9 protein-coding genes are annotated in these 14,012 nt (G+C 70.2%); 5 read left to right on the top strand and 4 right to left on the bottom strand.

The features are described 5' to 3' along the window. Nucleotides 1-191: 191 nt before the first annotated feature. From dpgA to IEZ17_RS36950, 4 genes are all read left to right on the top strand, one after another. Complete coding sequence (gene dpgA / locus IEZ17_RS36965; RefSeq protein ID WP_189308011.1) at nt 192-1,313, top strand: 3,5-dihydroxyphenylacetyl-CoA synthase DpgA; 1,122 nt, start codon at nt 192-194, stop codon at nt 1,311-1,313. 56 nt (nt 1,314-1,369) lie between these two features. Continuing rightward, nucleotides 1,370-2,059 carry an enoyl-CoA-hydratase DpgB gene (gene dpgB / locus IEZ17_RS36960; RefSeq protein WP_189308010.1) on the top strand — a complete coding sequence of 230 codons (690 nt, stop codon included), beginning with the start codon at nt 1,370-1,372 and terminating at the stop codon, nt 2,057-2,059. A gap of 104 nt (nt 2,060-2,163) precedes the next feature. After that, complete coding sequence (dpgC, locus tag IEZ17_RS36955; RefSeq protein WP_189308032.1) at nt 2,164-3,447, top strand: (3,5-dihydroxyphenyl)acetyl-CoA 1,2-dioxygenase DpgC; 1,284 nt, start codon at nt 2,164-2,166, stop codon at nt 3,445-3,447. Next, complete coding sequence (locus IEZ17_RS36950) at nt 3,444-4,781, top strand: aminotransferase-like domain-containing protein (protein ID WP_189308009.1); 1,338 nt, start codon at nt 3,444-3,446, stop codon at nt 4,779-4,781. The genes dpgC and IEZ17_RS36950 overlap by 4 nt, the downstream gene beginning before the upstream one ends. Before the next feature lie 14 nt (nt 4,782-4,795). Here IEZ17_RS36950 and IEZ17_RS36945 read toward each other — a convergent pair whose 3' ends face one another. The 4 genes from IEZ17_RS36945 to IEZ17_RS36930 all read right to left on the bottom strand — a co-directional run bounded on the left by IEZ17_RS36945 (nt 4,796) and on the right by IEZ17_RS36930 (nt 12,984). After that, nucleotides 4,796-7,777: an amidohydrolase family protein gene (locus IEZ17_RS36945; protein WP_189308008.1), complete on the bottom strand. Its 2,982-nt coding sequence runs from the start codon at nt 7,775-7,777 to the stop codon at nt 4,796-4,798. Nucleotides 7,778-8,251: 474 nt separating this feature from the next. Next, a complete protein-coding gene (locus tag IEZ17_RS36940; protein WP_189308007.1) occupies nt 8,252-9,439 on the bottom strand; it encodes a cytochrome P450 in 1,188 nt (395 codons plus the stop codon). After that, nucleotides 9,436-10,149 (bottom strand): cyclodityrosine synthase, encoded by a 714-nt coding sequence (locus IEZ17_RS36935; RefSeq protein WP_189308006.1) that lies wholly within the window; start codon nt 10,147-10,149, stop codon nt 9,436-9,438. Before IEZ17_RS36935 ends, IEZ17_RS36940 begins: the two co-directional genes overlap by 4 nt. A 2,127-nt stretch (nt 10,150-12,276) precedes the next feature. Next, complete coding sequence (locus tag IEZ17_RS36930; protein WP_189308005.1) at nt 12,277-12,984, bottom strand: alpha/beta fold hydrolase; 708 nt, start codon at nt 12,982-12,984, stop codon at nt 12,277-12,279. Nucleotides 12,985-13,875: 891 nt separating this feature from the next. Between IEZ17_RS36930 and IEZ17_RS46070 the strand changes: the two genes are divergently transcribed. Then, nucleotides 13,876-14,012, top strand: a 137-nt coding sequence (locus IEZ17_RS46070; protein WP_506005275.1) for an NfeD C-terminal domain-containing protein, incomplete at its 3' end; no start/stop codon positions are given.

Genomic DNA, 14,012 nt, shown 5'->3' with positions numbered 1-14,012 from the left:
CGAACACGACATCCCCTTCCTGCCGGCGGCCTACCGACGGCCTTCCCACCGGACTTCTCGCCAGGAGAGGAGGAGACGGCATGAGTACACCGCAGAGCACCGGCGCCATCGCGGCCAGCCTCCGCATCCCGCGCTATCGCGGCTTCGCGATCCTGGCGCACTGATCCCCGACCGCACAGACCGGAGAACACATGACCGTCATGCTCGAACCTCCCTACACCCAACCGGCCGTGCACAACGGCAAGTTACTGTCCGGGGTGCTGCCACGGATCCGCGCGGTGGGCACCGCGGTGCCGCCCGAGTCGTACACGCAGCAGGACATCCTCGACATCTTCGGCGTCACCGACGAGCGCATCCGTTCCGTCTTCCTCAACAGCGCGATCAACACCCGGCACCTGACCCTGCCACTGCCCGGGCCGAACCGCGAACGGCGCGTCGAGACGCAGGGCGAACTGCTGCGCAAGCATGTCAGCACCGGAATCGACATGGGCTCCCGCGCTGTGGAGACCTGTGTGAAGGAAGCGGGAGCCGGCCTGTCCGACATCCGCTACCTGTGCTGCGTCACCTCCACAGGCTTCCTCACCCCCGGCTTCAGCGCCCTGTTGATCCGGGAACTCGGGCTCCGCGTGGACTGCTCCCGGCTGGACGTGGTCGGGATGGGCTGCAACGCCGGGCTCAACGCCCTGACCGCCGTGGCCGGCTGGGCCGCCGCCCACCCGGGCCAGCCGGCCGTCATGGTGTGTGTGGAGTCCTGCTCCTCGGCGTACGTCTTCGACGGCACGATGCGCACGTCGGTCGTCAACAGCCTCTTCGGCGACGGCGCCGCGGCGGTCCTGGTCGCAGCCGACGACGCGCCCGGCCAGGACACGTGCGGCCCCGCGCTGATGGGCTTCTCCAGCCGGATCATCCCCGAGGCCGCGGACGCCATGCGTTACGACTGGGACGACGACGAGGGCAAGTTCAGCTTCTTCCTCGACCGCGACGTGCCCTACGTGGTCGGCGCCCATGCCGAGGAAGCGGTCGATGCGCTGCTGGCCGGGGCGGGCCTGCGCCGGACGGACGTCGACCACTGGCTGGTGCACTCCGGCGGCAAGAAGGTCATCGACTCGGTCCGGGTCAACCTGGGCCTCACCAAGCACGACGTACGCCACACCACCAGCGTGCTGCGGGACTACGGCAACCTCTCCAGCGGTTCCTTCCTGTTCTCGTACGAGCGCCTGGTCGCCGAGGGAAGGGTGGCGCCGGGCGATCTCGGCGTGCTGATGACGATGGGGCCGGGATCGACGATCGAGACGGCACTTGCGCGATGGTGACCGCGGCGGACACCACGAGGACGGACACCGCGACGCAGCGAAGGGACGCACGCACGATGACCCGCGAGAACGATGCAATCGCCGACCACCGGGTGCACACGCACGGCCAGGCCCTCCCCGCACTGATCGCCGACCTCGACGCGGCCAGGGAGCGGGTCGAGGACGCCGGTGCCGGCGCGGTGCTCGTACTGGCCCTGGGGCCCGCCACCGCGGCGCCCTGGCCGGGCCCCGGCGTCGCCGTGCACGAGGTCAACAAATGGGAGCGGGCACTGCGCCGGGTCGAGCGGCTGGACGCGCCGGTCGTCGCGGTGGCCGAAGGGAGCTGCGCCGGGCCCGCCGCGGACATGCTGCTGGTTGCCGACGTCCGCATCGCCCGCACCGACCTGCGGATCGCGCTGCCGCGCAACGACGACCGCTGCTGGCCGGGGATGGCGCTGTACCGGCTCGTCCACCAGTACGGCGTCGCCCGGAGCCGGCGCATCGTACTGGGCGAGCGCGAACTGACCGCCGAACGCGCCCTGGCCATGGGCCTGGTCGACGAGGTCACCCACGAGCCCGAGGCGGCGCTCGACGCGGCACTGGCGGCGCTGCGCAGCGTGTCGGGGACGGACTGGGCCATCCGGCGCAGGCTGCTGCTGGAGGCACACGACGCCACCTTCGAGGACGCTCTGGGCGCGCACCTGGCCGCGTGCGATCGCGAACTCCAGCGGTTGCGCGCGAGCGAACTCCGGGAGGTGCGACCGTGAACACCGACGCCCACCCGCGCACCCGTCCCGCCGCCGGCACCGCCGCCGGCACCGGCGCTGACATCGGTACCTACGCGGACCTCGGGCTCGCCCCCGAACCGTCCCTGACCGGGGACCTCGCCGGAGACGCGGCGGCCCTCGCGGAGTACGCCGCAGCCGCAGACCGCTCGCTCGCCGCCCTGCCGCCCCGCCCCGAGCGCGACGGTCCCCAACAGGCCGCGGCAGAAAAGGTGTTGGCCGCTGCCCGCCGACTGCGCGCCACCTTCCTGGACCGGCACGTCGAGGCCGTGTACGGCCGCCTGACCGGCGACCGGACCCACCACGTCCGGCTCCCGGAACTGATGCGCGCCGCCGGTGAGCAGTGGCCCGGCCTGGTCCCCACCGAGGCCCAACTCGACGCCGAGCGCAAGCACATCCAGGCGCACAAGGAGGGACGGGAGATCGACCAGGGGCTCTTCCTGCGTGCGGTCCTGCGCAATCCCGCCGCCGGTGCCCATCTGACCGACGCGATGCGGACACCGTCACGGCGGGCGCTGGACCTGCTCGCGGACTTCACCGCGACCGGCCGGGCCGCACTGGAGTCGGTTCTCGTCGAGCGCCGGGGCCCCGCCGCGCACCTGACCGTGCACAACGAACACTGCCTCAACGCCGAGGACGACACCCTGATCGCGGACATGGAGACCGCGGTCGACCTGGCGCTGCTCGACGACCGGGTCCGCGTCGGCGTGCTGCGCGGCGGGGTGATGTCCCATCCGAAGTACGCGGGCCGGCGGGTGTTCAGCGCCGGAATCAATCTGCGTCATCTGCACGAGGGACGCATCTCCTTCGTCGGCTTCCTGATGCAGCGCGAGCTGGGCTACATCAGCAAGATCCAGCGCGGCCTGCACCGCCCGGACCGCGCCGGCGCCGGGAAACCGTGGGTGGCCGCCGTGGACGCGTTCGCCATCGGCGGCGGCATGCAACTGCTGCTGGTCTTCGACCGCGTGATCGCCGAGCGCGACGCGTTCTTCGCCCTTCCCGCCGCACAGGAGGGCATCGTTCCCGGCGCGGGCAACCTGCGCCTGAGCCGCTGCGCCGGCAGCCGCCAGGCCCGCCGGGTGATCCTGTGGGGCGACCGGATCGCGGCCGGCGACCCGGGCGCCGCGGCGGTGTGCGACCAGATCGTGGCGCCGGAGGAGATGGACACCGCGATCGAGGAGGCCGTGTCGGCTCTCGACAACCCGGCCGTGGTGGCGAACCGGGCGATGCTGACACTGGCCGAGGAACCTCCGGAGCTGTTCCGCACCTACATGGCGGAGTTCGCCTACGTACAGGCGACCCGGCTCTACAGCCGCGACGTCATCGGCAAGGTGGACCGCGCCTGGTCCCGCGCCGGCGGTCGGCCATGAGTGCGGCGCCCGGCTTCGCGCTGGCAGGGGGCGACCTGCACGCCAGCCTGGAGGACCCGGTGCTCGGCTCCATCGCCTTCCTCAACGAGGTGATGACGCGCTACCCGTCGGCGATCTCCTTCGCCCCGGGCGCCCCGAACCTGGCCCATCTGGCCGACGTGGATGTCACCGCGTACGCCGCACGCTACGAACGGCACCTGATCGAGGAACGGGGCACGACGGCCGAGCGGGCCCGGAACCTGCTGCACGAATACGGGCCGAGCCGCGGCCTCATCAACGACCTGATCGCCGAAGCGCTCCGCCACGACCAGGGCATCAACGCGCCGCCCCGGTCCGTGGTGGTCACCGTCGGCGCCCAGGAGGCCATGCTGCTCACCCTGCGCGCGCTGTGCCGCTCGCCCGACGACCTGCTCGCGGTCGTCGAACCCGTCTTCGTCGGCATGACGGGCGCCGCCCGGCTGCTCGACGTCGACCTCGTGCCGGTCCCGGAGACCGCCGACGGGATCGACCTCGACGCCCTGCGCGGTGCCTGCGCGGAGGCGCGCACGCGAGGACGGCGGATTCGCGCGGTGTACGTCGCCCCGGACTACTCCAACCCATCGGGCAGTGTGCTGGACCTGGAGACCCGGCGCCGGCTGCTGGCCCTGGCCGACCACGAGGACCTGGTACTGATCGAGGACTCGGCCTACGGCTTCACCGCCCCGCCCGGCCGTGCCCTGCCCTCGCTCAAGGCACTCGACACCGCCTGCCGGGTGGTCCACCTCGGCACGTTCGCCAAGGTGTGCCTGCCCGGTGCTCGCGTCGGGTTCGCCGTCGCCGACCAGCGGGTCGTACGGGCCGACGGCGCCGAGGGAGTCCTCGCCGACGACCTGGCGGTCCTCAAGGGCATGGTCACGGTCAACACCTCGCCGCTGTGCCAGGCGGTCATCGGCGGGATGCTGCTCGCGCACGGCGGGTCGCTGGCCGCGTTGGGCGCGGCCACCTCGGCGCACTACCGGTGCAACCTGGCACATCTGCTGGCCGCGCTCGACCGCGAGCTGGGTGGTGCGACGCCCCCCGGCGTGCGGTGGAACAGCCCGTCCGGCGGCTTCTTCGTCCGAGTGCGGCTGCCCGTCCGGGTGGATACCGCTCTGCTGGAGCGGTGTGCCACGGAATTCGGCGTGCTGTGGACCCCGATGGAGCACTTCTACCTGTCCGGGGGCGGAACCGACGAACTGCGCCTGTCGTGCAGTTATCTGACGCCCGACCGGATCGACGAGGGGATCGGGCGGTTCGCGGCGTTCGTCCGCGAGGTCGCCGGCCCGCCGCGCCGGGGGCGGCGGGCCCTGCCGTAGGACCGGCGCCGGGTTCAGCGCGGCAGCGCGCAGGAGCACGACGTCTCGACCCAGCCGGGCCGGTGCCAGTCGTGGCTGAAGTCCGCCTGCGCGCCCCGCAGCGGCGCGGCGATCCGGTTCCGCGGGGCCGTGGTGGCCGGTGCCTGGCGGAACGGCCGGAGCAGGTCGTCCACCGTGTGCAGCCGTCCACCGGTCACCACCATGCGTATGGCCGCCGCGGCCTTGATGTCCGCCAGCGGATCGCCCGCCACGACGGCCAGATCGGCGAAGCGTCCCGGCTCCACCGTGCCGAGCCGGTCGGCCAGCCCCAACACCCGCGCGGAGTTCGCGGTGGCCGTGCGCAGCACGTCGTAGGTGCTCAACCCGCCCTGCGCCAGGGCCCACAGGTTCAGGTGCATCGCCAGCGCCGGAGTGTCCAGCGGCGCGTCGGTCCCGGCCACCACCAGGCCGCCGGCCGTGTGCACCCGCTTGAGCAGGTCGACGGCGCCGGCCAGCAGGAAGCGGAGGGTGTCCGCCGCGGGCCCCACCGCGTTCCGGGCCAGCTGCTCCACCAACTCGTACTCCCATACCGGGAAGAGCGCCTTCGTCCGCGGGTCGTCCAACAGCGACCGGTCCTCGGCGTACAGCACGGCGGCGTAGATCAGGGTCGGGGTGATGGGCATGCCCGACCGCACGAACAGGTCGACCACACCGTCCGAAGTACGGCCCAGGCGGCTCACCGTGTGGGTGTAGCCGAGCCGGTTACCGCCGCCGACGTGCTCCATCGCGTCCAGGCCGGTGTGCGCGGCCGGGTAGGCGTAGTGCGAGGTGACCGGCACCCCCATCCGGTGGGCCCGGGCCACGACCGGTTCGGTGAGCGCGACCGGGAGCCGGATGTAGCACTTGAGCAGGTCGTAGGCGAGCGCCTCGGCCCGGGAGAGTTCCAGGTCCAGCTGCGCCGCCGAATGCACCGGCCGCATCGCGTTGTACAGCACGCGGTTGCCGTCCAACGCCTCGCCGGTGCCGAGGAAACGCGGCATGACCCTGACGCCCGCCTCGGACGACTCGCGGTTCTCCACCATCTGGTAGCCCGGGTCGGCGACCGAGCGTGCGGTGGTGACGCCGTACGACAGCCACAGCCGGCCCTGGCGGTCGCCCCAGCCGCGCCCTCGCATGAACCAGTGGGTGTGCAGGTCGATCAGCCCCGGCATGACGGTCAGCCCGGTCGCGTCCACGATCCGGCCGCCGACGGCCGAGCCGGCCGGTACGACGCCCGCGACCTTCGTCCCCTCGATCACCACGTCGACGTCATGGCGCAGTTGTCGGGAGACGCCGTCCCACAGCGCGCCCGCCCGCAGCACGAGTCGCTCGGTGCCCTGGTGCACCCGGTACGTCAGCGGGACCGGCACGGTGCGAGGGGTGCCTCCGGCCAGCGGCACCGTGCGCAGACATCCGTTGGACAGGTACATCAGTGTCCGGCCCCGGTCACCGACCGAGACCGCGTCGGTGACCTCCCGGGTCAGCTGCCGCGCCGGCCCGGTGGCGCGGCCCGTGCCGTCCACGGGCAGCGCCCAGGCGGTGCTTTCCATGACGAACACCAGACTCCGCCCGTCCGGCGTCCAGACCGGGCCGTCGTCGCCGCGGGTGGCGACGGAGCGGTGCGCGGCGGGTTCGGCGTAGGCCGTGGTGCCGGTTTCCAGATCGACGGTGAGGATCTGGTTGGTGCCGGACTTGTTGCGCAGGGACGCCGGTCTGACGGCGGCGACCGCGAGGGTGCGGCCGTCCGGTGACCAGGTCGGCCGACCCGGCTGGAACAGCGCGGGCAGCACCTGCCGCACCGACCCGTCGGAGACCGTCAGCAGCCATACGGCGCCGTCGGCGTCCTGGTAGGCGATCCGGGCGCCGTCCGGCGACCAGCGCGGGGTCAGCGCGCCCCGGGGCACGTCGGTGAGCTGGGTGGAGGTTCCATCGGCCAGGTCCAGCCGCCACAGGTTCGCGGTGCCTGACCGGTCGCTGCCGTAGACGAGGCTCGTGCCGTCCGGGTGGAAATCGGGGTCGGTGTTGAAGAACCCGTCCGACACCCAGGCCTTCGGCCTGCCTCCGACCGGCATCACCCACAGCGCGTTCAGCGCTCGGAATGCGACGCTGCGGCCGTCCGGGGACAGGACGGGGCTTGCGATACCGCGTACCGGGCGCGGCGCGGGCGAGGTGAGGTCGCGCACCCGTCTGCGGTAGTGGCGCGCGGCCAGGGGCAAGGCCGCCGTGAACGCGATCTCGCGGGCGGAGCCGTCGAGGGTGCGGCGTCGGACGAGGCCGTCGGCGGTGTAGACCAGCTCCGTTCCGGACAGCCAGGTGGGAGGGAACCCGAAGACGTCCTCGCTGGAGGTCAGGGTCCGCTCGCCGACGACCAGGTCGGCGGTGCGGCCGGTGAGGCGGGTGTAGGCGAGCCGTGTGCCGTCCGGGGTCCAGGCCGGCCCGTACAGGGTGGTGCCGGTGGGCGCGGTCACCGCCGTACTGCGGGCGCCGCTGGAGAGTTCGACCATATCGATCGCCGTGTCGCCGACCGTGAAGGCGATCCGCCGGCCGTCGGGCGACCATGTCGGCGTGATCTCACGGGCCTTGGCGGTGGTCACGCGGCGGCTGGTTGCGGTGCCCAGGTCCATGACCCAGATGGCGTTCATGTTCCCGGCGTCGGAGGCGAAGGCGATGTGCCGGCCGTCCGGGGAGAAGGCGGGCTCCTGGTGGTCGGCGGCGCCGGCGGTGAGCTGCCGCAGTCCGGTGCCGTCGGTGTTGACCAGCCACAGCTGGTAGTACCCCGCGCTGAACGACTGGAAGACCAGGCGCTGTCCGTCCGGCGACCAACTCGGCCGGCTGGCGTCCTGCGCGTCCCCCGTGAGACGGCGGGCCCGGCCGCCGCCGACGGGGACCAGCCAGAGCACTGTGAACAGGTCGAGTGCCAGCCATCGCCCGTCCGGAGAGACCGCCGCGGCGAAATTCGTGCCCGACGACACCGTCACCGACGGCTCCCGGTCACCATCGTCCTGCGCCCGCGCGGGAGGCGCCCAGTTCAGTGCACCGCTCGTCCACAACGCGCCTACTCCGGACACTACTTGCCCGCCGCGCTTCAATAACTGCCGTCGGTTGAGACCTTTTGCCTGGAGGTGATCGTCCGTCACCTGGCACCGTCCCTTTCGAAAGAACAGTCGAGAAACCCCATTTTAAGGAGACCGTGCCCGGCTTCATAGCTGAAGTACGCGGCGACGGACGGCAGGACGGGCAGTCGGCGCACCAGCCGCAGTGACTCGCGGCAGCACCTGGAGACGAACGGGGTCTTCCGCTTTCGCCTGGCCGGCGGCGCGACCGGCGGCGGTCCGCATCGCCGCTCGCGGCCCTCAAGCGTGGCGATTGCCACCATGGTGATGGCCCCGACCTCTCTCAGGTCGGGGCCATCGTGTTGTGCTGGGCGCCGGCTCACGCCGGCACTTCTGTTCCTACCAGGCGACGGGCAGGCGCTCGGGGATGCGCTTCATGAAGCGGGTGCGCCAGACGAGTTGGTCGACGGGGACGGCCAGGTGCAGGCTGGGCAAGCGGGTGGTGAGGGCCGCGATCGCTATCTCGATGTGCTTCTTCCCGAGAGGGACGGCGGGGCAGTAGTGCCCGCCGTAGCCGAACGAGAGGTGAGCGGCTGCGTTGGGCCGGTCGATGTCGATGGTGTGCGGGTCGGGGAACACACTCCCGTCGGTGTTGGCGGCCTCGACCAGGACGAGGACGAGTTCGCCCTTCTTGATCTCTGTGCCGCCGAGCTGCATGTCTTCCATGGCCAGGCGGGGCAGCCCGTCGGCGATGGACAGGTTCACGCGCAGCAGCTCATCCACGGCGGCCGGTATCTTGCCGGGCTCCGCACGCAACTGCTCCCACACACCAGGGTTCTGGAGGAGCGTGAACACGGCCATGGTCAAGGCGCCCATGGTGGAGATGACTCCGGCGCCGAACATGGTGACGCCGACGGTGGCGAGCATCTCGTCAGTGAGGTGTGCATAGTCGGGGTCGCCACGGAGGGCGGCGAGTTCGGCCATGAGCCCGTCAGTGGCGGGGTCGTTGAGCCGCCCGGTCATATAGGCGATGTCCCGGTCCCAGTTCAGGCGCGCCCCGGCGATGGGGCACGCCGAGTTCATGAACGCGATGTCGAGACTGGACGCCAACAGCGGTGCGTCACCGCGGGGGATGCCGAGGATATGGCAGTGGAGGTGTTCGGCGTAGGGGTTGGCGAACTGTCCGCGCAGGTCGACCGGGGGGCCGTAGCCGAGGATGCCGTCGACCAGGTGGGCGGCGTGGTCGGTCATCCACTCCGCCAGGCCACCGGCCTTGGGATTGATCGCCTTGAGTACGGCCTTCCGCAGGCCGGCCCCGGTGATGTTGCCCATGTTGTTGACCACCTCGGGCGGGATGGTCAGCGCGTACTGCCGGGGAACGCCAGGGGCGGAGGTGTCCTTGAGGCTGAAGCGGGTGTCTTCGAGCACCTGCTTGCACAGCTCGTAGGAGGAGACGAGCCACGCCTCATCCCCGGCGATGGTGCGCACCCGCGTGACCGGGGTGGCGCGGAGCTGCTCGATCTCCGGGGGGAGGCGGTCGCCGCGCGCGGAGAACGGGAAGTCGATCAGGGTCGGGGCGGTCGTCACTGGTCGTGTCCTTCGGTGATGGAGCCGGCGGGGGTTATCACGGCGTGGCCCTGGTTGCGTGTGGCGCGCAGGCCGTGCCCACGGGAGTACAGGAGATCGGCCATCGGCAGTGCCTGGTGGTAGCAGTTGAGCGATGAGGGGACACCCATGATTGCGGGGGTGTCGATGAACAGCGGCGCTTCGGCACAGATGTAGTCGAGGCAGACCTGACGCTGACGGTCCGTGGGCTGCTGCCCGTCGAGAACCTTGCTGGTGAGGAACTGGACCACGAGCTGATCACAGACGTCGCGGAACGCCGGGTCGGTGGACAGCCGATCGTCGAGGCTCTCGCGTATGACCCGATAGGCGGGGATGTCCAGCAGCGCGGACATGGGTCGGCCGCGGAGCCGGGTGCCGTCCGGGTCGAGTGCGGCAACGGCGGCGGTCACCTTGGCCCGTACACCGCGCAGATTCTTCACCGCCTTGCGCTGGGCGTCGACAGCCGGATATCCGAGCGCCTCGTACATGTCGGCGACGTGCAGATCCGTGTAGATGAGATCGACCTGACGGAAGTTCTCCAATCCCCAGGCGGCGAGGCCGAGGACTCGCTGATGGGTGAAGTAGGAGTTGCCCGGAGAGATGCCGATGACGGCGTGATCACCTTCGGCGGTGATGACTTGGCAGTGCGGGGTGTACGGACGGACGTGGAAAATCTCGGTCGCTGTCGTCAAGAGACGATGTCCCTACGTGCCGCTAGTCCCTGGGAACCCCGTGTTCCCGGTGTGGCGGCGACACCGAAAACCTACCTGACTGTCGGTTCCGGATGATGGCGAACCAGGCAGTAACTCGCAGGTCAGGCCCCTGATTGAGTTCATATGGCGTTCACAAGCGCGGCCCGCTGATCGCGAACGAGCCCGTCGGGAAGCTGCTCAGGTCCAACCCTCGGGCGGGGGAGGAGCCCAGCATTCCCCGCCTGTCCGCGCCGTGTGCCGGAGGTCCCCCGCTTCTGCCGGCATCGGAAGACTGATGCTGCCTCGCCGAGACCGGACTCGCGATGACCACACCCACACCGGCGCCACCCCGAAAATTCAGTAACTGCGTCACAGCCGCCGCGCACTTTTGCTCGATGGGGGAGGGGACTTGGTACAGATCACGACCGACACCGAGCGTGACAGTGACGAGCAGGCAATGGCGGCGCTGCGCGCGGCGTACGGAATCACGGCCCCGGAGCCGGCCGAGGGGGTTGGCCACCCGCGCTACCGGCGCAGGAGGCTCCCGTCGACGTGTTCCTCACCGCCGCTGGGTGACCGGGGAAACACGCCGGGTGGACCCGGCCATCGCGCAGGCGGTGCAGTGGTAGACCGCCGCGATGCGGGGGTTGGCCGCCGGACCGGGGCCGAGGGACGCAGAGCCCGACCGTGCCGGCCTCGCCGATTCGGGGCCGGCTCAAGGAAGGCCGCCAGCTGCCGTGGGCCTGACTAACCCTCACCTGGCCCCGCGCCTCACCCGGCGCAAGGCGCACATGCCCGTGCGACGGGTCGTGTGTCGCCGCCCCCGCTCGCGCAGCCGGCGTCATCGTTTTTGCGACTGCGGGCGAAAAACCCCCACTCAGTCTCTGGGGGGTTCAAGAGCCATCGGGCTTGGACCTTCGGGAAGCGGTGTTCGTGGTTCGCGTACTCCAGCTTGGCCGCCCTCATCGTTGCCCTCGTCGGTGAAGTCCTCCGGGCGGAGCTCGGAACGGGAGGGACCGTACTTCAACCGGCGGGATACCTTCCGATACTTGACCACACCATCCTCCGCAATGCGCCCGCTTCGTCCGCGAGTTGACTCGTGCTCGACATCCGTCGGACGTATCAGGCTCTCGGATGGTTCCCGTGCATGGAGGGATCGCGAGAGCTGTGGCACGGGCTCGTCTCTGAGCCTCCCGCCTCGTTCCGGACAGCACACGCAGCCGCTGGCGGGCAAGGAGCCATGGCCGCCATGACCGCAACGCCCCGCTGCCCCGGGCTGGGAGCGACCTTCTTCGAATCCTTTGGGCTCGCTGGGCAACGCACATACTGCTGGCTCGTGACGCCTCTGAAGACGCGGGGTCATGGAGGAGATCCAGCAGGCCTCCCCCGGAATCTCCCACCGCATGCTCCGGGCTCGCCGGGGAGGCCGCGCCCCTCCCGCGCCAGGCGGGGCGGAGGGCCACTGGGCGCGCGTGGCGCGGGGTGTGGTGGCTTACGGGTGGTACTTCTCGTCGATCGTCTCGGCGGTGCCGGACTTGGGGCTCATGGTGACGCGGACGGTCACGCTGTTGCTCTTGGCGGCCTTCTCCAGTTGGTCCACGGTGCACTTCGAGGTGCCGTCGCGGCTGCGACGACGGCGGCGGCGATGCGGCGGCCGGCGTGGCCGCGCAGGCGGTTGGTGGCGGTGTTCATCAGGTCTCCCGTTGCTGTGTTCTCTCGTCTCCTTCCCGGACGACAATCAGCGTCGAAGACCGAGTTGGCGTTCTGCTAACGGACGGCTAATCCGGTGAGGAACTTCGTCCACGACATCCGCCGGCTCTACCGCGCCGCTGACGATGCAGCACCACGTACCCGTTACGAGTGCCCCCACCTCATCGCGACCGGCGCGGCCGTTACATCAGCTCCGGGACGGTGCCGCTGCCCGGTCCGGCGAACTGGACGCGAGCGAGTGCGGCGCGGACCCGAGGGAATGAGCGGCGGACCGGGCTTCCCTGCTTCTCGGCTTCGGCGAACGCCCCGCACACTGAAGCGACCAACAGACCCCGTTCACATGCTCGTCAGCGCTTCGTCGGCGGCTTGGTCAGTTCCCCGCACTCGGGATCGGCGGCGGCTTCTGTTGATTCCCGTTCAGCCGACGATCTGCGTCAGAAGCGCGGCGAGCTCGCCGGGGACCGACAGGAAGGGCGAGTGGCCGCTGGCCAGGTGATAGGTGGTGTTCGCCCGAGCGGCCATCTTCTCCTGCTGTGCCGGCGGAACCATCCGGTCTCGATCGCAGACGATGTAGCTGGATGGCCTGGAGTGCCAGCCCACCTGGGTTACCTGTTCCGTGGCGCAGCGGGCGCTGTGCGGGACGAGCTGGGCCGCGGCAGCGGCGGCTTCGTGCTCGGGGACATCTCCATAAAGGTCGGCGGCGAGATGCGCGGTTGGTTGGACGAGGCCCTCCTCCACCACCAGTTCCGGCTCGAACTCGCCTCGGAAAGAGAGCAGGTTCTCCTGCGTATCGAGCTGATAGGCGGCCAGATACACAAGGTGGGTGACGTTCGCAGCGCCGGCGGTGGCCTGGGTCACCGGGATGCCGCCGTAGGAGTGCGCTACGACGGCGACGGGGCCGGCGATGGCAGCGATCGCTTCCCGGATGACGTCGGCATCGTCGAGTACGCCGGGGAGCGGACCGGCAGACGGGGCCGCCCGTACGGCGCTCGGCAGATCGACTGCCCGGGACGTCCACCCCCGAGCAGCGAGTTCGGTTTCCAGCTTTGCCCAGCACCATGCGCCGTGCCAGGCACCGTGCACCAGTAGCAGCGTCGGGCGGGTCGGGTCAGCGTCGCCGGACATCATCATTTCCTTGGGCCTTCCAACGGCAGTCGCGATCCTACGGATCGAGATTATCGGGCTGTGCGGCAGGAAGATCGATATGGGCGAGACTGAGGGTGGGTTGGGCGGTTGGGTCTTGGTGACCTGAGCAATCATCTTCCCGACCGCGGCATTGCTCCACCACCTACGCTGGTGCGCTTATTGGCGTGGTGTGACGTGGGCGGCAGCGACCAAGGTGGTTTCTGCCGCAGTCGCAGCATGCAGCCGTGCCAGACGCATTCCCTTCCCCACCCGTGCTTCGACGACCGTGGCTGACCGTCGCCCTGACCGGTGCCGCCGTACCGGACCGTAGTTTGCGTTCCGTTCTCGTGAGCAGGAGCAAGATCATGAAACACTCGTACAAGAGCCTCATGGCAAGGGGCGCCCTTGCAGCCCTGGGCATCGCCACAATTGTGGTAGGCGGCCTGTCCTTTATGGATCCGGACCCCGATGTCGGCTCACTGATCACGCTGTCGGGACTGCAAGTCGCGCTGACGTCTGTGACGCGGTACGCGGGCTGGCCGGAGCCGCCTTCCCGCCGTAGTGGTAACTCGGCGTGGGCAGTCCGTCAGCAGTGCCTCAGTGCCCCATTGCCCACTGCGCATTGAACGTGTTCGACAGGGAGGCGGGAGATGGTAATTGGCGGCAGCCTCCTACTGGAGTGGCTGGACACCGGAGCAGGGCGGGCGATCCGGTCAGTCAACGAGGCTCACATCGCACGACGCTAATGATGCGTCAAATTGCGTGTATTCAAGGATTGCCCGGCCATGATTTCTCTCGCCAGCCCTATCGGACACATGCCAGTGGGGCGTGGTCGGATTCAGCGAGTCAGGGTCAGGAACCAGGAACGCAAAGGGGGAAAGGCAGCGGTACATGGTCCGGGACGGTGCCGTGATCGGCTGTACCGGAGTGCTGCTGATCGGCACTCGAGGGGCTGCCGGACCCGGTGAGGTTCTGGTGCGGATCCGCGGGGGCTCGGAAGCTTTCCTCGCGTGGTCCGCCGAGCCCCT

The sequence above is a fragment of the Streptomyces albospinus genome, assembly GCF_014648695.1.
GTDB lineage: Bacteria > Actinomycetota > Actinomycetes > Streptomycetales > Streptomycetaceae > Streptomyces > Streptomyces albospinus.
This window is presented reverse-complemented; position numbering and strand designations above follow the sequence as displayed.